Source organism: Amycolatopsis sp. (assembly GCF_036008905.1).
Classification (GTDB): Bacteria; Actinomycetota; Actinomycetes; order Mycobacteriales; family Pseudonocardiaceae; genus Amycolatopsis.
This window is the reverse complement of the sequence record NZ_DASYMU010000237.1, coordinates 24,577-48,194: the sequence shown is the minus strand read 5'-3', so window position 1 is coordinate 48,194 and position 23,618 is coordinate 24,577. Positions and strand designations below refer to the sequence as shown.

At 68.6% G+C, this 23,618-nt stretch carries 16 protein-coding genes; 5 read left to right on the top strand and 11 right to left on the bottom strand.

Annotated elements, in window-relative coordinates; genetic code table 11:
- Positions 1 to 55: 55 nt before the first annotated feature.
- Positions 56 to 1,237, top strand: coding sequence for an acyl-CoA dehydrogenase family protein (locus tag VGP60_RS38005; protein ID WP_327553056.1), 1,182 nt, complete (start codon positions 56 to 58; stop codon positions 1,235 to 1,237).
- A 314-nt stretch (positions 1,238 to 1,551) separates the two neighbouring features.
- Here VGP60_RS38005 and VGP60_RS38000 read toward each other — a convergent pair whose 3' ends face one another.
- The 9 genes from VGP60_RS38000 to VGP60_RS37960 form a co-directional block, all read right to left on the bottom strand.
- A complete protein-coding gene (locus tag VGP60_RS38000) occupies positions 1,552 to 2,946 on the bottom strand; it encodes an FAD-dependent oxidoreductase (RefSeq protein ID WP_327553055.1) in 1,395 nt (464 codons plus the stop codon).
- 44 nt (positions 2,947 to 2,990) lie between these two features.
- The gene (locus VGP60_RS37995; protein ID WP_327553054.1) at positions 2,991 to 4,211 is read right to left on the bottom strand and encodes an acyl-CoA dehydrogenase family protein; all 1,221 of its coding nucleotides are present in this window, start codon (positions 4,209 to 4,211) and stop codon (positions 2,991 to 2,993) included.
- A gap of 61 nt (positions 4,212 to 4,272) precedes the next feature.
- Positions 4,273 to 5,025, bottom strand: a complete 753-nt coding sequence (locus tag VGP60_RS37990; RefSeq protein ID WP_327553053.1) for an SDR family oxidoreductase — start codon at positions 5,023 to 5,025, stop codon at positions 4,273 to 4,275.
- Positions 5,026 to 5,097: 72 nt separating this feature from the next.
- Positions 5,098 to 6,411, bottom strand: coding sequence for an extracellular solute-binding protein (locus VGP60_RS37985; RefSeq protein WP_327553052.1), 1,314 nt, complete (start codon positions 6,409 to 6,411; stop codon positions 5,098 to 5,100).
- Positions 6,412 to 6,617: 206 nt separating this feature from the next.
- The gene (locus VGP60_RS37980; protein ID WP_327553051.1) at positions 6,618 to 7,193 is read right to left on the bottom strand and encodes a YceI family protein; all 576 of its coding nucleotides are present in this window, start codon (positions 7,191 to 7,193) and stop codon (positions 6,618 to 6,620) included.
- A gap of 193 nt (positions 7,194 to 7,386) precedes the next feature.
- Positions 7,387 to 8,979, bottom strand: a complete 1,593-nt coding sequence (locus VGP60_RS37975) for an MFS transporter (RefSeq protein WP_327553050.1) — start codon at positions 8,977 to 8,979, stop codon at positions 7,387 to 7,389.
- A gap of 227 nt (positions 8,980 to 9,206) precedes the next feature.
- Positions 9,207 to 9,770 (bottom strand): dihydrofolate reductase family protein, encoded by a 564-nt coding sequence (locus VGP60_RS37970; RefSeq protein ID WP_327553049.1) that lies wholly within the window; start codon positions 9,768 to 9,770, stop codon positions 9,207 to 9,209.
- Between the two features lie 239 nt (positions 9,771 to 10,009).
- Positions 10,010 to 11,608, bottom strand: a complete 1,599-nt coding sequence (locus VGP60_RS37965; RefSeq protein ID WP_327553048.1) for a methyltransferase domain-containing protein — start codon at positions 11,606 to 11,608, stop codon at positions 10,010 to 10,012.
- A 127-nt stretch (positions 11,609 to 11,735) separates the two neighbouring features.
- Positions 11,736 to 14,843: an amino acid adenylation domain-containing protein gene (locus VGP60_RS37960; RefSeq protein WP_327553047.1), complete on the bottom strand. Its 3,108-nt coding sequence runs from the start codon at positions 14,841 to 14,843 to the stop codon at positions 11,736 to 11,738.
- 260 nt (positions 14,844 to 15,103) lie between these two features.
- On the opposite strand from VGP60_RS37960, the gene VGP60_RS37955 reads away from it, so the two are divergent.
- Genes VGP60_RS37955 through VGP60_RS37940 form a run of 4 tightly spaced genes read left to right on the top strand, consistent with a single transcriptional unit; the run spans position 15,104 to position 22,266 of the window.
- On the top strand, positions 15,104 to 18,280 hold the full coding sequence (locus VGP60_RS37955; RefSeq protein ID WP_327553046.1) for an amino acid adenylation domain-containing protein: 3,177 nt from the start codon (positions 15,104 to 15,106) through the stop codon (positions 18,278 to 18,280).
- A 20-nt stretch (positions 18,281 to 18,300) separates the two neighbouring features.
- Positions 18,301 to 19,917: a tyrosine 2,3-aminomutase gene (gene cmdF, locus VGP60_RS37950; protein ID WP_327553045.1), complete on the top strand. Its 1,617-nt coding sequence runs from the start codon at positions 18,301 to 18,303 to the stop codon at positions 19,915 to 19,917.
- 57 nt (positions 19,918 to 19,974) lie between these two features.
- Entirely contained in the window at positions 19,975 to 20,862 is an 888-nt protein-coding gene (locus VGP60_RS37945; protein ID WP_327553044.1) for a phytanoyl-CoA dioxygenase family protein, read from the top strand.
- A gap of 36 nt (positions 20,863 to 20,898) precedes the next feature.
- Complete coding sequence (locus VGP60_RS37940; protein ID WP_327553043.1) at positions 20,899 to 22,266, top strand: condensation domain-containing protein; 1,368 nt, start codon at positions 20,899 to 20,901, stop codon at positions 22,264 to 22,266.
- A gap of 183 nt (positions 22,267 to 22,449) precedes the next feature.
- Here the strand turns inward: VGP60_RS37940 and VGP60_RS37935 are convergent, their stop codons facing one another.
- Together VGP60_RS37935 and VGP60_RS37930 are read right to left on the bottom strand one after the other, a co-directional pair.
- Positions 22,450 to 23,217 (bottom strand): FkbM family methyltransferase, encoded by a 768-nt coding sequence (locus tag VGP60_RS37935; protein WP_327553042.1) that lies wholly within the window; start codon positions 23,215 to 23,217, stop codon positions 22,450 to 22,452.
- Positions 23,218 to 23,250: 33 nt separating this feature from the next.
- Positions 23,251 to 23,535: a phosphopantetheine-binding protein gene (locus VGP60_RS37930; protein WP_327553041.1), complete on the bottom strand. Its 285-nt coding sequence runs from the start codon at positions 23,533 to 23,535 to the stop codon at positions 23,251 to 23,253.
- Between the last annotated feature and the right edge of the window lie 83 nt (positions 23,536 to 23,618).

Genomic DNA, 23,618 nt, shown 5'->3' with positions numbered 1-23,618 from the left:
GTGCCGCGGTGCGAGGGTTGTCGTAGCCGCAACATCTTTCGAGGAGGACCTGCGAATGGACACGACGCCAGCACCGTCGAGGGCTGCGCTCGCCCGACGCGCTTCCGAGCTTGCCCCACTGCTCAAGAAGAACGCGCTGATCACCGAGGAGAACCGGCGCCTGCCCGAGGACACGGTCGGTGCGCTGCTGGACAACGGCATTCTCAAGATGCGGGTGCCGCACCGCTACGGCGGCTACGAGTCCGACATGAACACCGTCGTCGATGTGATCTCCGAGCTCGCCAGGGGAGACGGGTCGGCCGCGTGGACCGTCGCGGTGTGGTCGATCAGCTCGTGGATGGTCGGGCTGTTCCCGGACGAGGTACAGGACGAGATCTTTTCGACCCCGGACGTGCGGGTCAGCGGCATACTCAGCCCCACCGCGGTCGGCGTGCCCACCGAGGGTGGCATCGTCGTCAACGGGAAGTGGTCGTTCAACACCGGTTCGCAGCAGAGCCACTGGAACACCAATGCCGCCGTGCGGCCGACGCCGGATGGCGGTTTCGAGCCGATCATGGTCGCGATCCCCTTGTCCGACTTGGAGATCGTCGACGACTGGCACACCTCGGGCCTGCGGGGCACCGGCAGTGTCACCACCATCGCGAAGGACGTCTTCGTGCCGGACGCCCGTGTCCTGCCGATGGGCCCGGTGCTGCAGGGGCACCACCGTTCAGTGCTGAACGCGGATTCCGCGCTGTACCGGTCACTGTTCATGCCGACCGCGTGCACGACCGTCACCGCCGTCGCGCTGGGCCTGGCGAAGGCCGCCAAGGACGCGTTCTTCGAGCGCCTCCCCGGTCGCAAGATCACCTACACCGCCTATGAGTCGCAGAAGGACGCGCCCATCACGCATCTTCAGGTGGCCGAGGCGATCACGAAGATCGACGAGGCCGAGTTCCACGCTTACCGCGCCGCGAACCTGGTCGACGCCAAGGGCGCCTCCGGCGAGGAGTGGACCATCGAGGAACGGGCCCGCGTCCGGCTCGACATGGGTGCGGTTTGCCTGCGTGCCAAGGAAGCCGTGGACATCCTCAACACCGCGAGCGGCGGTTCGTCGGTCTACAACAGTGTGCCGATCCAGCGGATCGAGCGCGACATCCAGACGGTGAACCTCCACGCGATCATGCACCCGAACACGAACCTGGAGCTCTACGGCCGGATCCTGTGCGGCCTGGAGCCCAACACGCACTACATCTGAGCGTGAGCTGAGCAAGCGATCGGCCGGGTGGACCCACAAGTCCACCCGGCCGATCGCTGTGTGGACGACCCTCGCCATCTCCTCGACAACAACGCGAAGGGGTCCCTTCCTCCCAAAAAATGGGAGGAAGGGACCCCTTCATAGCGTTGGGGAACCCTGGCACTCAGGGCGTCCGGGGGGCCATGACACCGCCGGTCGGCCGGGGTGCGCAAACCAGGTCGAGTAGGACGAGCCGCGACCGCCAGCGGGAGCCGAGTTCGGTGAACTGGGCTCCCGCTGACGGTCTCAGCTGGTCTCGAACGCCGCCAGGGACGTCACGCCGCCCGGCGGAGATCGGTCTCGACCGGCTGGCTGGTCCGTACCCGTGGCGGCGGGACGGCCGGGCCACCCCGGGAGCCCCACAGCACGCGGAGGATCATGCCCGGCCGCATCAGCGCCTCCGGCCGGTCGATCATGCCCGCCGACCGCATGTAGGCGGTGGTGACCTTGGCGTCCCGGGTCGCGGCGATCTGCACCCGCTTGAGGAACTTCTGGCCTATCCGGACCTTCAGCGTGCGCTTGCCTTCGACGCCGGGGAAGCTCAGGTCGACGGTGTTGGTCATCTCCCATGGCGGGTCGATGACGTCCTTGGCCAGGTCGCGGAAGTACCGCAGTGGCCGGGGTGCGCCCTCGGCGAGGTGATCGCGCAGGGTCAGCGCGGAGAGCGCGGCGACCGTCATGCCCTGGGCGTAGACCGGGTTGAAGCTGGTGACGGCGTCACCGGTGACAAGGAGCCCTTCGGGGAAGCGCTTCATTTTCTCGTAGCGGCGTCGCAACGTCGTCGGGTAGCGGAACGCGACCGGCTCGTCGAGCGGCTCGGCGTGCCGTAGCGCTTCGTGGATGTCCTTGGCCGCCAACGATTCGACGAACTCGTGGAAGCCCTTCTGGTCGGTCGGAGGGTGGTCGCCGAGCAGGCCGTAGGCGGTCAGTTCGACGTTGCCGTGGTCGGTCTTGGTGAAGATCGCGCCGCGCGGCGAGTCCGGGAACGCCACCGGGATGAAGGCGAGGTCACCGTCCCAGGGGTCGTCGTGCAGCCGGTAATGCTGGGTGGTGTAGCCGAGGCCGATCTTCTTGCGCTCCTCTGCGACCCGCGGGTAGCCGAGCTCCTCCAGCCAGACGGGGGTGCGGGAACCGCGGCCGGTCGCGTCGACCACCAGATCGGCGTCGATCACCTCTTCCTCGGTGGCTCCCGCCGCCTGTACGCGCACCCCGGTCACCCGGCTGTTGTCGGCGGTCGTGCGAAGGCCGATGATGTCGCGTTCCTCGGCGAACCGGACGTTGGGCAGTGCCTGGGTCCGTTCGCGGATGTGGCGTTCCATCAACGGCGCGGTGGCCGGGACGGCGATGTAGCCGATGTCCTCACGCTTGAGGGGCACGCCGTTGAAGAACCAGCGGCAGGCGCCGGCGAAGTCACCACTGGGGCAGCCGTCGGCGATGAGCTCGTCGGTGATCCCCGGGAACAGTTCCTCCATGACCACCCGGCCACGGGCGTGCATGGCGTTGATGTGGCGTCCCTGCGGGCGGCTGCGGCGCGGACCGGTCACCCCGACCAGCGCGTCGCGGTCCACCACGACGACCTCGTCGTAGGCTTCCGAGAGCGCCCTGGCCGCGAACAGCCCCGCGATACTGCCGCCGAGCACCACTGCCCGGGTCTTGGGCTCGTTGCCCATGGCCGTCACTCCTTCGAACTTGGGATGAATCCGGGCTGGTGGGTTCAGGCCGCGCCGGCGGCGAACCGCTCGCCGTTGACGCGGGACCGGGTGTACGAGCGGTTTCCTTCTCCGGAGAGGAGAACCCCGAATCCGGTATGGCTGCGGCCGGTGGAGAGATCGCGCCAAACCCGTTCGAGGCGCTCACCGCTGCGCAGGGCGCTCGAACCGGCGGTGGGCAGAATGTGGTTCTCGACCGCCTGCCAGGCGATCGTCGCGGCCTGGCGGCAGATCAGGGCGATCATCAGGTCGCGGTCCGGGGTGTACGCCGCCGCGCCGCCGGCGCAGAGTTCGTCCCACTGCTGGACGGCGTTGAGGAGCGCGGCCTCCCCGGTCGCGATCAGGGCGGAGGCTTCGCCGTACCACAGCTGGTAGTCCGGGTCTTCCGAGCGGACGGCGAACGGTGGCGTGCCGGTGGTCTTCGTGCGGAGCAGCTCTTCGTAGGTGTCGAGCGCGCCCTTGGCCATGCCCACCGCGATGGCCGCGCCTTCCAGCGACATGAAGCCGAGCGGTGACCCGCCGTACTGGGGATTGCCGTGCAACAGGCGGCCCGCTTCGCCGTCGGCCATGGTGACTTCGCTCAGGTGCAGGGGTTTGGTGAAATAGTCGGGAATCCGGCCGTCCCGGATGGTGATGCTGTGTGAACCGCTGCCCTTGAGGCCCAGCTGCTCTCCCCAGTTGTCGAGCATCTCCCATTCGGCGCGCGGAGCGATGAACAGCAGCGGCTCCGGCGGCGCACCGTCCTCTTTGGACACCATGGCGTGCCCGATGAGATGGGTGGCGTACGGCGCGCCGGAACAGTAGTGCCAGGTGCCGTTGAGCACCCAGTGCCCGTCGTCGGTCCGCTCGGCCGTGCCGCCGGGGGCCAGCGGCATGGGCGCGATGAAGTCACCGGCGGCGAACAGTTCGTCCTGCGCGCGCTCGTCGAACAGCGTGGCCGCCAGCAGCGCGTGCGCCGCGCCGAGGCAGTACATCCAGCCGGTCGACGAGCAGCCGCGGGTCAGCGCCATGGTCACCCGGATGAAGGTGTCCGCGCCGAACTCGTAGCCGCCGTAGCGCCGGGGCACCAGGATCCGGTAGAAACCCGCCTTGGTGAATTCCTCGTGGATGTCCTGGGCGTAGAAGGTGCGCTCTTCCACTTCGGCCTGGCGCTCGACCAGCGTCGCCGCGATGGCCTCGGCCCGCGTGACGATCTCGGCCGGGGTCAGCTCCGGCTCGGGTGGCAACCGGTGTCTCTGTCCGGAACCTGTGACTGACATTGTTCGAGATTCCCCTCGCGTCGGCGGGTCAGGCACTGACGGTGCAGAGGCCGCCGTCGACCACGAGTTCCTGACCCGTGATGTAGGAAGCCTTTGACGAGAGCAGGAACGTCACGGCGTCGCCGATGTCCTCCGGCTGTCCAAGCCTGCCGAGCGCGACCTGGGAGCGGAAGAACCCCTGCACCTGCTCGGAGCCGCCGGTGATGGCCTGGAACATGTCGGTCACGATGTGGCCGGGGGTGATCGCGTTGACCCGGATGCCTTCCGCGGCCAGATCTGCGGCGAACGTCCGCGCCAGGTTGAGCACGGCAGCCTTGCTGGCCGCGTACAGCGAAGCGGGTGCCATGCCGCGGTGCACGGTCCACGAGGCGTTCAGCACCACGGAGCTGCCGGGGCGGAGCAGGGGGAGTGCTTTTTGGACGGTGAAGAAGGTGCCCTTCACGTTCGTCCCGATCGCCAGGTCGAAGTCGGCCTCGGTGAGATCGGCGACGCGGCCGGAGACCCCGGCGCCGGCGTTCGCGAACACCCCGTCGAGATGACCGAAGCGGTCGCCCGCTTCGGAGATCAGGTTGTCCAGGTCCGCGATGCTGGACACATCCGCCGGAACGGTCAGGACGCGCTCGCCCGCGTCGAGTTCTTTCGCGGCCACGGCGAGCCTCTCGCGGCTGCGGCCCGCGAGTACCACGTTCGCCCCGGCCGCCACCAGTCGTTGCGCGGTGCCGAGGCCGATGCCACTGCCGCCGCCGGTGATCAGTACGGTCTTACCCTCGAATTCAGCCATACCACTAGATTTGCACCACGCCGGCCGAGCGGACGTCTCCTTGTTTGCGCGGGGGAGACGGCGCCCGTCAGGCTATTCCGGCCCGTGTTCGGCGTTGTAGGCGTTCAGGAGGGCCTGCGCGTCCGCGGTGGCTTCGGCGAAGCGAAGGGCCGGGTCGGCACCCGAGGTCAGCACGTCGTGCATCGCGGCGGCGGTGAGGTTCTGGATCTCGGAGAAGTTGCCGAAGACGGCCGCCCGGGTCGCCGGTGTGTCGGTCGTCGTGCGCAGCTGGTCGATCGCGGTCCGCAGGTGCGGGTTCCGCTCGAACCAGCCTTCGGACTCCAGAAAGGCGATCGACGCCTCGGTGGTCGGGACGAAGCTGCGACCGTGCTCGTAGCGGTTCGCCGCGTTCCGCGCGTTGGTCCAGTACTGCAGGAAGGCGAGCGCACCGTCCTCTGTGGACTTGTCGAGACCGGTCGCCAGCCAGAGGGATTCGCCGGCGACCTGGTTTCCGTAGTACGGGGCGCGGTTGTTGTAGGGCATCGGACCCGCTTCGACGCGGAAACCGCCGTCCTGCCCGGCCTGGACGATGCGCCCGGTCTCCGCCGACGAGCTCAGCAGGAACGCGACCTCCTGCGCCGCGAAGGCGGCGAAGGTTCCCGGCCAGTCGGTGGGTTTGCCGGTGTAGCGGTAGATTCCGCTTTCGTGCAGCCGCCGCCACCACTGGACGTAGGCCAGCATCTCCGGTGACGCGAGGTCGACCTTTCCCGCCCGGCCCGTTCTGCCGTTGTCGTGGTCGGCGAGCAGACCGCCCTGCTGGCCGAGTGACTGCTGGAAGAACCAGCCGAAGTTCGGCCACGTGACGGCGTGCGCCGGGCCGCCGGGCAGCGCGAGGAGCGCCTTGCCCGCCGCCTCGAGTTCGTCCCACGTCTTCGGCACGGATTCGATCCCGGCGGCCTCGAGCAGCGTCAGGTTCGCGTGGAGCAGGATCGTCGAGGTGTTCCTCGGCATCGACGTGAGCTCGCCGTCGAAGGTGTAGTAATGGCGGGCGTTGGTGAGGATGTCGTCAAGGACCACCGGCTCGCCGAGGATCTCCGTCCGGCCACCGACGGCCTTCTCGACGGAGGTGAACAGCGGTGTGCCGTCCGCGGCGACCGCGTCCCTCGCGTTCTGGGTGACCGTGTACTGGTAGGCGGCGATGGTGGGGCCGGCTCCTGCCCGCGCCGCCTTGGCGACTTCGGCCGGCATCGTCGGCATGGTGATGGGGTGGATCTTCACCGTGTACCGGGGGTGTTTCCTCCCGAACTCCGCGGCGTGCTCCCTGGCCACGTCGGTCAACTCCGGCCAGAGCGGCCAGTCGTTGAGCCAGACGTCGAGGACGATCTTGCCGGAATCTTCTTCAGCCATGGGCGTTTCACTCAATTCCGTGAGGGTTCCGGCGGCGGTCGCGGCCACCGGGCGCGGCGTGGTCCGTTGTCCATGCTTCACCTCTACTCCCGATCCGGACATCCTCTTCTTTGTGGTCTATCCGGTGAAGGGCTCCTTTCCCTGCGCTCGGCGCGGGGAAAGGAGCCCTTCACGGCGGTGGCCTTCGGCCGACAGGCATCTCGCCCTTACGCCTCGAGAACGCCTTCGATGTCCAGGGAGACCTCGATCTTGTCGCCGATGACGATCTTGCTGCCGTCGACCGCGAGACCGAAGCCGAACCCGAAGTCCGAGCGCTTGATCGTGGCCCGGCCTTCGAAGCCGATGCGCGTCTCGCCCTGGATGCCGGTGGGGTCGATGCCGAGCAGGCTGAGTTCGATGTCGACCGGCCGGGTGGTCTCGCCGATCGTGAGGTCGCCGGTGAGCACCCAGGCCTCACCGTCGCGCCGCAACCCGGTGGAGGCGAACCGCATGGTCGGGTTCTGCTCGACCTTGAAGATGTCGGACGAGCGCAGGTGGTCGTCGCGCATGGTGACGCCGGTGTCCACCGACGACAGTTCGATCGCCGCGGTGACCGACGACCGGGCGGGGTCGTCCGTGGTCACGATCTGCACGGTGAAGTCGGTGAACCGGCCCCGAACCTTGCTCATCAGGTGACGCACCGAGAAGCCCACCACGGAGTGGGTCGGGTCGACGGTCCAGGTGCCGGCGATCCACCCCGGAATCGTGGTTTCCGCCACGGAGTTCGTCGTGGTCTCGCTCATGAGTTCTCTCTCCCTAAAACCGTTGCCATGCCTGTTATCCGACCTTGGCACGCGCGCCGGGGGCCGGGCATCTCCGTCCGTGCTCTCTTCTTCGGAGTCCGATGTGGACGGTTGGAAATCGTTGTATGACAACGGACGCGCGCAGCTCTTGGCTGCGCGCGTCCGGTGGGTGCTGTCTTGCCGGTGCCGGCGGCTACTCGGCGGTGACGGAGGTGGTGGCTTTTTCCGGGGTTTCGGTGGCGGCGGGTTCCGGTGTGGCCGCACCGGTGGGGGGTGCCTTGCGGAGTGCGACGAGTGCGACGGCGATGAGGAGGATGGCGACACCCGCCGAGACGCCGGAGACGGCGTTCAGCGCCGAGGTGAAGGCGGTTTGGGCGTTGCCGAGCAGGGCCGCACCGAGGTCCGCGGGCAGTCCGTGGGAAGCGGTGGCGGCGCCGGTGATGTTCTCGCGGGCGGTGTCGGCCACCTGCGTGGGGACACCGTCGGGAACGACGAGCAGGGCGGTGTAGACCGCCGTGCCGACGCTGCCGATGACGGCGATGCCCAGTGCGACCCCGAGCTCACCGCCTGTCTCGGACAGTCCGGCGGCGGCACCGGCCTTCTCCGGTGGGGCGGCGGTCATGACCAGTCCGGTGGTCAGGGTCGCGAAGATGCCGGCACCGGTGGAGACGACGGCGACGCCGATGATCGGTACGGCGATTCCCGTGTCGGCGCCGATGGTGGTGAGCATGAAGAACCCGGCCGCGCTGATCGTCAACCCGCCGGCCAGGACGACAGCGGGTCGCAGGCGCTGGGTAAGGCGCGGGGCGATCATGCTGCCGAGGACCATCGTGACCGCCGAGATCACCATCCAGAGTCCGGCCTGCAGGGGGTTGTAGCCCTTGACCAGCTGCAGGAACAGCGTGAAGAACATGGAGACCCCGGCCATCATGACCGAGCCGAGGGTCATGATCGCGACCGCGCCGCTGAACGCGGGGCTCTTGAACAGCTTCAGGTCCAGCAATGGGTCCGGCCGGGTGTGCTGGCGGTGGACGAAGATCACGCCGAAGGCGATCCCGGCGGCGAGCACCAGTACCGGCACCAGCGCCCATCCGTGGCTGGCGAGTTGCTTGAGGCCGTAGATGACCGGGAGGACGGCCGCGAGGGACAGCACGACGCTGACCAGGTCCAGCCGGCCGCCTTCGGGGTCGCGGGACTCCGGCAGCAGGATCGGACCGGTGATCACGAGCAGGAGCATGATGGGGACGTTCAGCAGGAAGACCGAGCCCCACCAGAAGTTCGTCAGCATCGCCCCGCCGACGACGGGGCCCACCGCGGCGCCGCCCATGAAGCAGCTGATGAACACCGCGATGGCGGTGCCCTGCTGTTTGGGGTCGGGGAACATGTTCATGATCAGCGCGAGCGCGGAGGGCATGATGGTCGCGCCGGCGATACCGAGCAGTGCCCTGGCGATGATCAGCATTTCGGGGCTGGTCGAGAAGGCGACCAGTATGGATAGCAGGCCGAAGGCGGTGCCACCGATCAGCAGTAGCCGACGACGTCCGATACGGTCGCCGAGGCTTCCCATGGTGACCAGCATGCCGGCGATCATGAATCCGTAGATGTCGATGATCCACAGCTGCTCGGTGCCGCTCGCGCCGAGATCCGCGCTGAGGTTCGGCAGAGCCAGGAACAATACGGTGATGTCCACCGACAGCAGCAGAGTGGGCAGGGCCAGTACCGCCAGCCCCAGCCAGCTCCGCAGGCCGGCTCTCTGGTCGGCGCCGGGTTGGACGATGCTGTCCATCGACAGCTCCTTTCCGAGTCATGGCTGCGGGCGTGGAACGAGACGAAAGCACGCAGGGATGCAGGCTGCCACGGCACGCTGTACGCGGGCATCTCCCAACGTGCTCAAAGCCCGGCTGAGCACGGTATGCCGACTTTCGCGCCGCGAGACGGTAAGGCCCCGGCGGCGCGAAGGTGGCGCAGGCGCACCATCCATTGTGGATGGACGGTGCCGCGGAGCCTCGCCGGCTATTTGACGCGAAACCTCATCATCGTTCGCGGGCCGCCTTCCGCCACCTCCCGCACGTCGATCTTCTCGACCTGGATGTGCGCGAGATCCGGGTCGTCGAAGAGCCGGCTGCCGGTGCCGAAGAACACCGGCATCACGTCGAGGGTGAGTTCGTCGGCCAGGCCGCTCTTGAGCACCTGCCGGGTCACGTCGGGGCCGCCGACCACCTGGACGACCTTGTCCCCGGCGGCGCGCTTCGCTTGTGCGACCGCCGATTCGATGCCGTCGGTGACGAAGGTGAAGGTCAGGTTCTCGTCCTGTTTCGGCGCCACCTCCGGCGGTTCGTGGGTCAGCACGAAAATCGGCACCTGGAATTCGTAACTGCCGACGTACGAGTCCGGATCACCCATCTCGAAGGTTCTCTTCCCCATGATCACCGCACCGGTTTGCTCGATCATGGACTTCCATTGGGCGGACGCCGCGAGTGTCTCGATATCGGCGAACATCCCATTCATGGTGTCGTCCTGGCCATTGACGAAACCGTCGAGTGACGTGGTCATCCCGATGATCACCTTCGCCGTCATTTTCCTGCTCCTCATCGTGTGAAAGCCGCCCTCGCCGACGGGAGGGTCGCTTCGAGCCTGCCCAAAGGTAGCAACAGCAGGCGATCTCCGCCGAAGGCGCGACAGCCGGCTCCACAAAACCGCACGATCGAAGAAACAGTTTCGCCGATCGCCTCGGTGTGCCTGCGGAATCGATGCTCGCCATCAATTCCGCGAGGATTCAGGTTTTCGATCGGAGATACCGGCAGGGGCAGCCTGCGTCAGGCGGCGAATTGCGGCGTGGGCAGCGCCGCATGATCGAGCTGGCCGTCCACTGTCAACGGGAATTCGTCGACGACGACGACCTCGTCGGGAACCAAGTCGCCGGGAACTCGCTCCCCGACGAACCGGCGCACGTCCGCGGCCAGCAGCGACGCCTTCGGATAGTTCGCGTACCGGGACGCCGCCGCCACCGGTTCCCGTGCCTCGAACACGTCCGTCAACACGCGTTTGCCCGTGTCCGGCGACTGGGCGGGGGCTCCCGGGCCGAGGAAGACCGCGTCCATGCGGTCGGGCTGTGCCGACCAGGTCACCGCGACCGTCAGGCCCAGGCGCTGGGCGAGAAGGTGCAGGTCTTCCGGAAGCCACCCCGCGTCCGTCCGCGTGCCACCGCCCGGCGCGGCCAAGACCGGGATCGGTTGTCCGCGCCGGATGCTCTGTGCCGCGGCGACTTCACCGGCCAGCCCGCCGTGCGGGATGCCCGTGACGCGCAGGCTCGCGTCAGGCTGCTCGCCCAGGATCCGTTCGAGATGGTCGCCGAAGTCCTTGATGTCGCGAGAGGCCAAGTCGGCGAACGCGACCCGGGGCACGTCGGCGAGCGAGGGCGCTTGATGCGGCGCCTTGTGCAGCACCACGTCGTAGCGGTAGCGGGTCAGCTCGTTGACCACGGTGGAACGCTTGAGCTGGATATCGACCCCCGCGATACCGGTCAACTCCTGAGCTGAGGCAAGGAAATACTCCGGGGCGAGCAGCAACTCCTGCTCGGCCGCCACCGCGCGGCGTACCCGGGTGCGGACCTTCCCCGGCTCCGCGGAAGGGTTCCGTGCGAGTTGCACCGCGGTGCGGAACTCCTCGAGCAGACTCAGGTTCCGGACGTCGCCGATGTAGAACGAGCCACCCGGCGCGAGCACTCGCAGCCCCTGCTCGATCACCTTGCGCATGTACGCGTGGCCGGGGAAGGCCTGCACCACCGAGTTGATGATCACCGTGTCGAAGTACTCGTCGGGCATCCCGGTGGTGTCGGTGCCTTCGGCCACGCGCAGGTGGACCCGGTTGGCCCACGGCACATCGGCGTGCTTCAACCGGGCCCGCAGATTGGCGATGGTCACCGGGGAGAAGTCCGTGCCCCGGTACTCTTCGCAATCCGGAGCCAGGTGCGACATCAGCAATCCCGAACCGATACCGATCTCGAGCACTCGGGAAGGCTTCAGTGCCCGGATCCGTTCCACCGTGGCCGCCCGCCACTGCCGCATGTCGTCGATGGGAATCGCCGTCCCGGTGTAACTGCTGTTCCAGCCGGTGAAATCCGATTCGAGCCTGCCGAATTGGGAGTCGTCGGCGAATTCCGTATCGGTGTACATGTCGTCGTACACCCGGCGCCATTGCGCCACCAGATCACCCACCCCGGCGTTCTCGGCGGGTCCGGAATCGCCGTGCGGGACATTGTCCGCCGGGATGACATAGCTCACCAGGCGGCGATCTCCGGCACGGTCCTCGCGGGTGATCACCACGGCACTGTGTACCTGTGGATGCGCGGTGACGACGGCTTCGATCTCGTCGACCTGACCGGCGGACAACTGCGAAACAGATTTGTCTGTCATCTCTCACCAATCCATGATGACCACCGGCCTGGCCGGCGTGGCTTCCTAGGCGGAATTGCGTTTTTTGTGGAATCGGCCCGTTCGGCGGTTTTCCCGGCGACGTTCGTGAACGGCGCCGGGAAACGGTTCAGGCCGCGCGCGTGGCCAGCGCCTGGAGGTCCACCTTCGCGTTGACGGTCAACGGGAACGCGTCGGTGAGCGACCACAGCTCCGGTACCGACCAGGACGGCAGTGCCTCGCCGACCCAGGCCCGCAGCTCGGCCACGGACAGGGCCGGGTCGGTGACGATGACACCGGCGAGCAGTCGCCGGTCGGTGCCGGGAGCACCGTCGCCCGCCACGACCGCGTCCCGTACCTTCGGGTGCTCGCGCAGCCGCCGCGCCACCGCGTCCGGCTCGACGCGGAACCCGCGTACCTTGATCTGGTCGTCGCGCCTGCCGAGGAACACCAGGCACCCGCGTCCGTCCCAGCGCACCAGATCCCCGGTGCGGTACAAGCGCTCACCGGTGTCCGGTGCCCGCCAACCGAACGCGCGGGCTGTCTCCTCGGGTGCGCCGAGGTAGCCGTCGGCAAGACCGGCACCGCCGACGCACAGCTCGCCGACCGCGCCCGGCGGTACCTGCCGGCCGGTCTCGTCGAGCACGAACACCCGTGTGCCGGGGACCGGCTTGCCGATCGGCAGCGGGTCGCTCACTTCGGCCACCGAGTCGACGTGGTGGACGGTGGTGAACGTGGTGTTCTCGGTCGGGCCGTACCCGTTGGTGACCCGCAGCCCGGGGTACTGCTCGAGCAGCTGCCGTACCTGGGCCGCCGGTACCACGTCGCCGCCGGTGAGCACCTGCCGTACGTGCGCGAACGCCTCGGGCCGGTGGTCGGCCACGAGCCGGAACAGCCCGGCGGTCAGCCACAGCACGCTCACCCGGCGTTCGACGAGGAACCGGGCCAGCTCGGTCGGCCCGACCGGCCCGTCCGGGAAGACCTGAAGGCCGGCGCCGGACAGCAATGGCGCGAACAGCTCCAGCGTGGAGGCGTCGAACGCCAGCGGCGCGAGGCGCAGGTACCGCTCGTCCGGGCCGAGGCGGACGTATCCGGCGTCGCGGACCAGGCGGACGACCGCGCGGTGCGGCACCATCACGCCCTTGGGCCGGCCGGTCGAGCCGGACGTGAAGGCGATGTACGCGGTCCGGTCCGGGTCGGCGGGCGCCGGGTCCGGTCCGGGTACCAGCGGGTCGGCCGGTGTCCACAGTGGAACCGCCGGGCAGGAGGCCAACTCGGCCACCTCGGGCGAGCCGATGACCATGCGCGGCGAAACTTGGCGCAGGATCTCGGCGAGGTACTCCCGCGGGGCGGCGGCGTCGACCGCGACATACGCCGCACCCCGGTGCAGGACCGCGAGCACGGCCACCACCTCGGCGGCGCCGCGCGGTGCGGCGAGGACGACCCTGTCGCCAGGGGACACGTCGACGAGTGCGGCCGCGTGAGTACGTGCGGCGGCGAGCAGTTCGGCGTACGTCGACGTCTCGACCGCGACCGCGTCCGGGTGGCGCGCGGCCGTCTCCTCGAACAACTGCCACAGCCCGGCCGCGCAGTCGGTGGCCGGCCCGTCGGACAGCGCGGCCAGCCGCTCCCGCTGCCCCGCCGAGATCGCCCGTACCGACGACAGCGGCGCGTCCGCGTCCGCGACGAGCTCTTCCAGCGCCGCGGTGAACCCTTCGACCAGATCGACAGCCTCGCCCGGACCGAACACCGCCTGCTGGTACTCCAGCCGCATCACCGGCCGCTCGCCCCACTCGGCGAGGAAGAGGGTGGCCTCCATCATCGAGGCCCCGCAGTACCCCTCGTGCAGGGTCAGCTCCAGCCCGTCCTCCCGCACCGGCTCACCCAGCAGTTCGTCGTGTGCCTCGAACACGGCCTGGATGATCGGCATCCGGTCGGTGACCTCGGCCTGGCCGAGCGCCGGGATGATCAGCTCCAGCGGCAGCTCGGCCCGCTCGGCGGCGCCGGCCCAGGCGGCGCCGCAGGCGCTCAGCTGCTCGGCGACGGTGAGGGTGTCGTCGAGCCGGCACCGTACCGGCACGATGCGCACGCACAACCCGAGGACGTCCTGGAGCTCGGCGACCTGCCGGCCGGACATGGCGACTCCGACGGCGAAGTCCTGTATCCCGGCACGCCGCCCCACCGCCATCGCCCAAGCGGTGAAGAGCACGACGGTGTGGGTCACTCCGAGCTGCCGCGCCGTCGTCATGACCCGGTCCCGCAGTGCGGCGTTGAGCGCGAACGGCAGCCGTACCCCGCTGACGTCCTGGGTCTCCGGCCGGGGCCGGTCGACGGGCAGCTTGACGGTGTCGGGAAGGTCGGTGAGGTCGGCGACCGCGATCCGGGTCAGCTCGGCGAGCTTGCCGCTCTCGGTGAGCTCCTGATACCGGGACGCGATCAGCTCCGGCGACGGGCCTGGCTCGGCGGTACCGGCGGAGTACGCACGGGCGAACGCGCGCCAGAACTGGCACAGCGCCCACCCGTCGAAGATCGCGTGATGGACCAGTATCGAAAGGAGGTCCGGCCCACCGTCGACCCGGCTGTGCACGAACAGCACAGGTGGCTCGGTGAACGGCGCGAGCAGGCCGGGGCTGGCCGCGCTGAGCTGGGTGTGCACGGTCGTCACCGGATCCACGCCGGCAGGCGAGGTCAGCCGCTGTTCGATCAGCCGCGGCTGCCAGGTGTCCAGTACCCGCCTGGCGAAGCCGGTGTCCGTACGAGTGAAAACGGTACGCAGAGCCTCGTGGCTCCCGGTCAGGTCGGCCAGCGTCGCCCGCAGCCGGTCAAGTTCGAACGGGGTGGTGCTCGCGGCGGTGAACAGCACATGCACACCACGGCCACCGAGCAGGCTCTCGGCCATGAGCATGCCGTCCTGGCTCGGCAGCAGCGGTCGATACACCGACGTCGTCGGCGCGCTGGCAGGTACCGGCCGGTATTCGGTCGCCTGCGCCATCGCCTGCGCGAGGGGAACCGGCCCGCGTAGGGCGCGCAGCGGCGCCGAGATGCCCAGCCGGCGCTCGACCCTGGCCGCGAAGTCGGCCGCACGCAACGAGGTACCGCCCAGATCGATGAAGGACTCCGTGTCCGCCTCGTCCCGGACCGTCTCGACCGAGCACCCGATCACCTCCGCCGCCAATGCGATCCATACTTCGCGCATCGCATCAGGGCCGAGCACCGCGCGGTTGATCTCGTTCGTCATCGTGTCTCCTGTCGATTCGCTCGCGGACGTCGGCCGTCAACTTCTGGACGGGTCGCCGATCGTGGGCTCTCCGGGTGGTTCCCGCATCGGTTTCGCCATCTCCGCCTCGGCAATGGGCGACAGCACCTGTTCGATTCATACTGGTTGCCGCTGTCGGCGGTCGCATCTCCGCGCTTGCTGCCTTACCGCACGCCGCGGACCGCCGGCCGCAGCAGTCGAGGAGACGCACCGGCGACACCGCTGCGGCGACGCTGGTTCCCATGGCCGGACCCCCTGTGAAGCGCGCCGCGTCGTCGCGGATTCAGGACGCCAGTTGGTTCATGGACCAACTGGCACCCGGATCGACGGCGCACCTTCTGTGCCGGGCGTACCGTGTCTCCGAGGAACTCGATCTCGGCGCGTTGCGTGCCGCCTGGGGTGAACTCCGCTCCCGGCAAGAGATCCTGCGCACCGTCCTGGTGGCACCGGAGGGTCTGCCGGTGCAGGAGATCCACGCGGAAGGCGGGCCTGGACCGTCCTTTGTGGAATGCGATCTCACCGCGACGGGCACTTCGCCGGAGGAGTTCTTCTCGACCTGGGCGGACACCCCGTTCGTCCTCGGGTGCGGGCCGTTGGCACGACTGGTCTGCGCCCGGCTCGGCCCGGCCGATCACGGCATCGTCGTCGCGGCCCATCGCGCGGTCGTCGACGAGCAGTCGATGTCGATCCTGATGGACGAGCTGTCGACCTGCTATGCCGCGGCGGTCTCCGGCCGTCCGGCCGGAGAGGACCTTCCGCCTCCGCGGGTCCAGTACGCGGATTACGCGCGGTGGCAGCGTGCGCGGGATCAGCGTGACCTGAAGAAGTGGTGGATCTCGGAGCTCAGCCCGGTTCCGTCGCCGCCCGCCTTGCCCGCCGTCCGTTCCCGGCCCGCCGGGTTCCCCGAACACGGCGGTGTGGTGCGGTTCGACTGGGACGGGGCGGTCGCCGATCGCCTCGCCTCACTGTCCGATGTGGAGGGACTACGGCCGTCCGCTGTCCTGCTGGCCGCCTTCCAGTCGCTGTTGTGGCGTTACGGCGACGACGACCGGGTCGCGGTCGTGGTACCCGCCCCGGTACGGCCGAGTCCGGAGTTCGAACGGCTCGTGGGGCCGTGCACCAACCCGTTGGTCCTCTGCGCGGACTTCTCCGGTGGCCAGACGTTCCGCGAAATCGCGGGACAGGTGGCGTCACGGGCGACGGGGGCGTTCGCCCATGGTGAGCTGCCCTTCGGGGATCTGGTCCGTGCCTTGGACGTTTCCCGGCAGCCCGGCAGGCTGCCGGTGTCCGACGTGCTGTTCGACTGCTGGGACCAGCCGGTCACCGAGCTCACCGTCCCCGGCGCCGTCGTTTCGCGGCAGGCTGTCGACAGCGCGGTCTTCGCCGACCTCGCGCTGACGGTGGAGCAGGTCAAGCCCTCGGTCAGTGGAACGCTGCGCTACCGGGCCGACCTGTTCGACCACGGCTCGGTGGAGCACCTCGTCGGCCAGCTGCACACGTTGCTCGGCGCCGCGCTGGCCGAACCGGACACGCTGATCGGCGCACTGGCGCTGGAAAGCCCGGACCGGACCCGCGCCGCGGTGCGGGAAGCGGACCGGGTCGTGACCGCCGCCGAGCCCGCCTTGCCGGTTCACGAGCTGGTGCGCGGGCACGCGGAGAACCGGCCGGAGTCGGACGCGGTCTTGTGGGACGGTGCCTGTCTGTCCTATCGGGACATCGACCGGCACGCGACGTCGATCGCCGAAATGCTGCGAGGGCATGGCGTGGAGGGCCGGGCCGTCGTAGTCCGGGTCGCGCCGGGGCCTGGCCAGTACGCGGCGTTGCTCGGGGTGCTCAAGGCGGGCGCGCACCTTGTCTGGTTCGGGACGGGTGACGCCGGCGAGCGGGGCCACGCCGTCCTCGAGGATCTGCGCCCGGCCTGCCTGCTGCTCGACGGCGATCCCGCGGCGGACGTACTGGCCGAGTGGTACCGCACCGAGCTACACGGCCGGGTACTGGATATCACCGCGGCGGACGAGACCGGGAATCCGTTCCGTGCGAGCACTGACCTCGGCGAGCTCGCCTACATCGCCTACACCTCGGGTTCGACGGGCAAGCCGAAGGGCATCGCCCAGACGCAGGCCGCACTGGCACAGTTCGCCACCTGGATGGCGACGGAGTTCCACATCGGACCGGACGCCCGGGTGGCGCAATGGGTCGCGCCGGAACACGACCCGGCCTTGGCCGAGGTCTTCGCCGCCCTCACTTCGGGCGCGACGCTTTGCCCGCCGCCCCAACGGGTTCGGGCCCACCCCGAGCGGCTGGCCGACTGGCTCCGCGACGAACGGATCACGCATATCCAGCTGGTCCCCAGCTTCGCCAAGGAACTGCTGCGCGTGATCGCGCAGCGCGCCCCGGCCGAACGCCCCGCTTCACTCGGTCACGTGCTGCTGATGGGCGAGGTACTGCCGGCGGGCCTGGCCAACGGTCTGCGCGAAATCCTTCCCGGGGCCCGGCTGGTGAACCTGTACGGCCCGACCGAGACCGTCGCGGCCACCTGGCACGAGATCGACGGCACCGTCCACGGCCCGGCACCCATCGGCAGGCCCATCCCGGGCAGGCAGGTGCTGGTACTCGACGACCTGGACCGTCCCTGCCCGGCCGGGATCACCGGCAACATCGTCGTCCGCAGCCCGTACGTGACGCCCGGCTACACCGGCGCGAGGGCGGGGGACCGCGCGGCCTTCCTGCCGTTGCCGCGGCTACGGGAGTTCGGTGTCGAGGGCGGTGGCTGTTACCGCACCGGTGATCTCGGCCGCCGTCGCCCCGACGGTGTGCTGGAATTCCGTGGGCGTAAGGACTTCCAGGTCAAACTGGCCGGGAACCGGGTCGAGCTGAGCGAGATCGAGACGGTGCTGGCCGCGCACGACTCGGTGGCTGAATGCGCCGTCGTCGCGCTCACCGACGAACAGGGCCTCGCCGCGCGTCTGGTGGTCCACGTCGTCCCGCGACCCACGCCTCCGGGAGAAACCGCCGCGGACGCCCGGGTCTGGCGCGGCCTGCTGCGCCGCAGCTTCGGCACGGTGCGGCTGCCCGCGACCTTCCGGATCCGGCAGACCCCGTTGCCGCGCAACGTCGCGGGCAAGGTGGACCGGCGCCGGCTGCCCGATTCGGGACCGGCGCCCGCCGCCGAGCCCGTCGCGTCGCGGTCCGAGGCGGAACAGCGGATGGCCGCGATCTGGGCGGAGTTGCTCGGCACCGACCGGTTCGGCACCGAGGACACCTTCTTCGCAGCCGGGGGACATTCCCTGCTGATCCCGCTGCTCGCCACGCGGGTCAGAGAGCGGTTCGGCGTCAGGATCCCGCTCGGGGAACTGCTCGCCAACCCCACACTCGCCGGCCTTTCCGTCCGGGCCGGGGAACGCAAGCCGCTTGAGTAACTCAACCCCAACATGACGAGGTGAACGAATTGACTCAGGTCGAGACCGGATCTCCGGTTAACTTCGATGGCGCAAGCCTGGACATCCCGGGTGTTCGGCGAGTCGCCGAGGACCGGGCACAGGTCGGCTTGACCCCGGCGGCGCTGACGAGGGCGGCGGCCAGCCGCGCGATGTTCGAGGACATCGCCAAGCAGAACATCCCGATCTACGGGGTCACCACCGGCTACGGTGAGATGATCTACATGCAGGTCGACATCTCGAAAGAGGTCGAGCTGCAGACGAACCTGGTCCGCAGCCACAGCGCCGGCGTCGGCCCGCTGTTCGCCGAAGACGAGTCGAGGGCGATCGTCGCCGCGCGGCTCAACGCGCTGGCCAAGGGGCATTCGGCCGTCCGCCCGGAGGTGCTGGAGCGCCTGGCGCTGTACCTCAACCTGGGCATCACGCCCGCGATCCCTGAGATCGGCTCGCTCGGCGCCAGTGGCGATCTCGCGCAGCTCTCGCACATCGCCTCGACGATCATCGGCGAGGGCTACATCCTGCGTGACGGCGCGCGGGTGCAGACCGGACAGGTGTTGCGCGAGCACGGGATCGAGCCGCTGGAACTGCGGTTCAAGGAAGGTCTAGCGCTGATCAACGGCACCTCCGCGATGACCGGTCTCGGCGCGCTCGTCGTGGGCCGGGCGCTGAACCAGGTCCGGCAGGCCGAGATCGTCACCGCGCTGGTGATCGAGACCCTGCAGGGCTCCAACAGCCCGTTCCTCGCCGAAGGGCACGACATCGCGAAACCGCACGTCGGCCAGATCGACACCGCGGCCAACATGCGGGCCCTGATGAAGGGCAGTGGCCTCACCGTGGACCACGTCGACCTCCGCCGTCAGGTGCAGGACGGCAAGCAGGGTGAGTCCAGTGTGGAGCGTTCGCAGACCTACCTGCAGAAGGCGTACTCGCTGCGCGCGATCCCGCAGATCGTCGGCGCGGTCCGCGACACCCTGTACCACGCGGTGAGCAAGATCGAGACGGAGCTCAACTCCGCCAACGACAACCCGTTGTTCTTCGAGGGCAAGGAGATCTTCCACGGCGCGAACTTCCACGGCCAGCCGATCGCCTTCGCCATGGACTTCGTGACGATCGCGCTCACCCAGCTCGGTGTGCTGTCCGAGCGGCGGACCAACCGCCTGCTGAACCGGCACCTGAGCTACGGGCTGCCCGAGTTCCTCGTCAAGGGCGAGCCGGGGCTCAACAGCGGGTTCGCCGGGGCGCAGTACCCGGCCACGGCACTGGTCGCGGAGAACCGGACCATCGGCCCGGCCAGCACCCAGAGCGTCCCGTCCAACGGCGACAACCAGGACGTCGTCAGCATGGGGCTCATCTCGGCCCGCAACGCGCGCCGGGTGCTGCAGAACAACAACGTGATCCTCGCGGTGGAGTTCCTCGCCGCAGCACAGGCCGTCGACCTCTCCGGACGTTACGACCGGCTCAGCCCGGTGGCGAAGGCGACCTTCGATCTCATCCGGAAGCAGGTGTCCACATTGGACCAGGACCGGTACATGTCGGACGACATCGAGCGGGTCGCGGCCGCGATCGCGCGGGGGGAGTTCCTCCAGGCCGCGGGCCTCAACGACCTCGAGCTGCGCTGAGGCCCGCCGGGTCCGAACCGGGATCCGCCAGGGATTCGAAAGGGAAAGGTGACGAACATGGCAGGTCTGGCCAGGGTTACGCCCGGCACGGATCTCGGTGAAGTGGTCGAGATCCTGGAGCGGGACGGGGCGGTGATCATCGAGAACTTCGTCGACGACGCCACCCTCGAAGGGCTGAGGAACGACCTCGCGCCAGCGCTGAAAGGCGCCAACCACTGCGAAACCGGCTACGACGGCCACCGGACGCGGCGGGTGAACTCGCTGTTCGCCCGGACCCGCCATCTGACGCCGGTGGTGACCCAGCCGCTCTACCTCGGGGCGGCACGGGCGGTCATGCAGAAACCGGTGCACATGTGGGTCGGGAAATCCCGGATCGAGATCACCCCGACCATCCAGATCAGTGCGACGCAGGCGATCCAGATCGATCCCGGGCAGGGAAAGCAGCCACTGCACCGGGACGACTGGCTCCACCTGCGCCGGCACCCCGGCCCCACCAGCCGAGTGCAGCTGATGCTCTCGCTGACCGACTTCACCGCCGAAAACGGCGCCACACTGGTGATCCCGGGCAGCCACCACTGGGACGACGAGACGCCGCCGAAGTACTCGGACAGCTTCCCGTCGGCGATGCCCGCCGGGTCGGCGCTCATCTGGCTGGGCGGCGTTTATCACAGCGGTGGGGCGAACACCACCGACGAGCCGCGGCTCAGCCTCACCGTGTCGTACGACCTGGGCAACCTGCGCCAGGAGGAGAACCAGTACCTCGCGGTACCCAAGGAGACGGTGCTGGAACTCCCGGAGGAGGTGCGGCGGCTGCTCGGCTACGACAGCTGCCCGCCGGGGCTCGGCTGGTACGAGATGCAGGACCCGCACATGGTCCTGGAGTACGACGACCTGGAGCAGGCGCGCGCCGCGGCCGACCGGCACGGGTCGAGCAGGCTCAACTAGAAACGGTCGAAAATCCGAAAAGGACGGTCGAGGGTCATGAGTATCACCGAAACCGTGGCGCCCGGCGTCACGGACCGAGCTCCGCTTTCCCTGCAACAGGAGTTCCTGTGCCTGTTCGACAAGGGTGACGAGGTGGGCCCGTTCGGTCCCCGCTATCACCACGTCGACGGCTGGCGAATCCGGGGAAGCATCGACATCGAGGCGCTACGGGGGGCGCTGCACGACGTGGTCGTGCGGCACGAAGCGCTCCGTACCACGATCGTCCGCGCCACCGAAGTGCGTTACCAGGACATCCTGCCACCGAGCCCACCCGGGCTCGAGGTGCGCGAGCTCACGGGTATCGCCCCCGACGCCCGTGAGCTCGCCATCCAGGAGTTGCTCAACGAACTGGAGGCCGAAACCTTCGGCAGCGGCGAGAACCCGTTGCTGAAGGCGATTCTCGGCCGTTTCGACGACGAGGACTCAGTGCTGATCCTCGACGCCCATCACGCGGCGATCGACTCGTGGTCGATGCAGCTGATCATCCGCGACCTGGCTACCGGCTACGCGGCGCGGAAAGGACACCTCGGGCAGAGCCTGCCCGAGTTCCGCCAGTACCGGGAATACGCGGCCGACCAGCTGGCAGGCTCGACCGGTGAGAGTGTCCAGGCGGCCCGTGAATACTGGCGGACCAAGCTGAGCGGCGCACGGATCACTTGTGTACCAACGGATCTGCCGTGCTCGGCGGACTCTTGGCCGGACACCTCGTGGTACCGGTTCGCCACCGACGCCGGGCTGCGCGCCAAGACCGAGGAGCTCGCCGCCGCCACCCGCAGCTCGTCGTTCATGGTCCTGCTCGGGGCCTTCACGGTACTGCTGCACCGGATGACGGGCGAGACCGACATCGTCGTGCCGACGTTCATGCCGGGCCGCGACAAGGCACGGTTCCAGGAGACAGTGGGTTCGTTCTTCAACTTCGTCCCGCTGCGGACCGACCTCGCCGGCGCCGAAAGCTTCCGTGACGTCGTCGGCCGGGTCAGGAAGACCTGCCTGGAGGCGTATTCGCGGGAACTGCCGCTCCTGCTGCTCCTGCAGGACGTGCCGGAGCTGATGGCGTCGGCGATGGAGGACGACCGCGCCCCCGTGGTGTTCCAGGTCGTGCAGCCGCCGCTGGTGATGGAGCGGGAGCTCATCGGCGACCTGGAGTACACCGCGATCTGGCGCCGGGAGCTCTCGCAGGACGTGGGCTCCTACGTGCCGGACGGCATGCTGTGGTGCCTGCATCTCGGCCCGGCCGAGGACATCCTGGCGAACCTGGCTTTCACCAGCGGCCTGTTCCGCGACGGCCGGATGAGCGAGATGGCTGGGGAGTTCTTCAAGGTGCTGAACGATATCGTCACCGCACCGGACGCACCGCTGTACTGAGCGTCCCCTTGGTGGGACAACGCTATGAAGGGTCCCTTCCTCTAATTTTCGAGAGGAAGGGACCCTTCATAGCGTTCTTCCCCCATGGCAATGCGCTGAAGGCCACCATGGGGGCATTAGAGTCCCTCGCGTGGGGACGCCGTCATAGTGGCCTTCAGCGCATTGCCGGGAAACGGGGGCCGGTCAGGGTTGGGTGGCGAAGAGCATGTGCATGTCGGTATCGGCGAGCCGGTTCTCCTGGCAGGTGTCGACCCGGAAGCCGTGCCCGCGGAGCATGGTCAACACCTGCGCGAGCCTGCCGTCGATGTCGTGGACCTCGAGCGCGAGCTGCCGGATCTTGGCCCAATCGGCTTTCTCGATGCCGGCCAGGACATCCATCTCGGACTTCTCGACGTCGATCTTCAGCAGGTCCACCCGGTCGACCCCGGTCTCGCGGATCAGTGTCGACAGCGTGACCGTTTCACATTCCACATAGGACAGCCGGTGCCGGTCCTGGGAGAACCGCTCGGCGTCGGACTCGGCGAAACCGCTCTGCAGGAGCAGCTTCTTCGCCAGCGCGGTTTCCCCGGCCTGGTCGGGGTAGAGGCCGGATTCGGCGGAGGCGCCGGGGTAGTAGCCGAACTTGGCGACACCGTCGTGGTCGGCGACCGCGACATTGCGGACCACACCCGACGGCACGTGCTGCTCGATGTTCTGCCGCAGGGCGAGGAAGGTGTCGGGGCCCGGTTCGACGGCGACCACGAGGGCGTCCGGGTAACGCTGCTTGAAGAAGATCGAGGCCAGCCCGATGTTCGCGCCGATGTCGAAGACGACCTCGGGGACCGAGGACGGGAAACCGTTCCACAGATAGGATTCCTCGACGAAGATCTCCCGATAGAGCAGTGCGGCTTCGCCGGGGTCCACTTGGGTCACTTCAAGGCCGTTCGGCAGTCGCCGCCGCACCAGTGCCATCTTCATCTCCTCGGATTGGGGACGCTCACCGCGTCAGGCCGTCCGGCTGTCCGGGATCGCCGAACCCGCCAGCTTCGCCACCACGTCACGGGTGAAGGTAGCCAGGTCGGGGTCTTCGAACAGGTCGCCCATGTCGATCTGCACGCCGAGCTCGTCCTCGATCCGTGCCGCGATCCGGACAGCCGAGATCGACTGTCCCCGCAACTCGAAGAAGGTCGCGTCGGTCGGGATCTCCCGTACCTTGAGCACGTCCTTCCAGATTTGCTCGATGTGCTCGGCCGCGGTGGAGAGGTCGCCTCGCCGATCTTCGTTCGTCATGTCGGAATCCTTTTCCTCGCCGGTTCTTGGGATTTATGATCCCGGCGAAACGTCCGGGCTCACGTCTCTACCTTTGCGGTTCG

Excerpts from the sequence above, each read along its gene's own strand:
- VGP60_RS38005 (WP_327553056.1), top strand. The coding sequence starts at position 56 with ATGGACACGACGCCAGCACCGTCGAGGGCTGCGCTCGCCCGACGCGCT.
- VGP60_RS38000 (WP_327553055.1), bottom strand. The coding sequence starts at position 2,946 with ATGGGCAACGAGCCCAAGACCCGGGCAGTGGTGCTCGGCGGCAGTATC.
- VGP60_RS37990 (WP_327553053.1), bottom strand. The coding sequence starts at position 5,025 with ATGGCTGAATTCGAGGGTAAGACCGTACTGATCACCGGCGGCGGCAGT.
- VGP60_RS37985 (WP_327553052.1), bottom strand. The coding sequence starts at position 6,411 with ATGGCTGAAGAAGATTCCGGCAAGATCGTCCTCGACGTCTGGCTCAAC.
- VGP60_RS37980 (WP_327553051.1), bottom strand. The coding sequence starts at position 7,193 with ATGAGCGAGACCACGACGAACTCCGTGGCGGAAACCACGATTCCGGGG.
- VGP60_RS37975 (WP_327553050.1), bottom strand. The coding sequence starts at position 8,979 with ATGGACAGCATCGTCCAACCCGGCGCCGACCAGAGAGCCGGCCTGCGG.
- VGP60_RS37970 (WP_327553049.1), bottom strand. The coding sequence starts at position 9,770 with ATGACGGCGAAGGTGATCATCGGGATGACCACGTCACTCGACGGTTTC.
- VGP60_RS37965 (WP_327553048.1), bottom strand. The coding sequence starts at position 11,608 with ATGACAGACAAATCTGTTTCGCAGTTGTCCGCCGGTCAGGTCGACGAG.
- VGP60_RS37960 (WP_327553047.1), bottom strand. The coding sequence starts at position 14,843 with ATGACGAACGAGATCAACCGCGCGGTGCTCGGCCCTGATGCGATGCGC.
- VGP60_RS37955 (WP_327553046.1), top strand. The coding sequence starts at position 15,104 with ATGGCCGGACCCCCTGTGAAGCGCGCCGCGTCGTCGCGGATTCAGGAC.
- VGP60_RS37945 (WP_327553044.1), top strand. The coding sequence starts at position 19,975 with ATGGCAGGTCTGGCCAGGGTTACGCCCGGCACGGATCTCGGTGAAGTG.
- VGP60_RS37940 (WP_327553043.1), top strand. The coding sequence starts at position 20,899 with ATGAGTATCACCGAAACCGTGGCGCCCGGCGTCACGGACCGAGCTCCG.
- VGP60_RS37935 (WP_327553042.1), bottom strand. The coding sequence starts at position 23,217 with ATGGCACTGGTGCGGCGGCGACTGCCGAACGGCCTTGAAGTGACCCAA.
- VGP60_RS37930 (WP_327553041.1), bottom strand. The coding sequence starts at position 23,535 with ATGACGAACGAAGATCGGCGAGGCGACCTCTCCACCGCGGCCGAGCAC.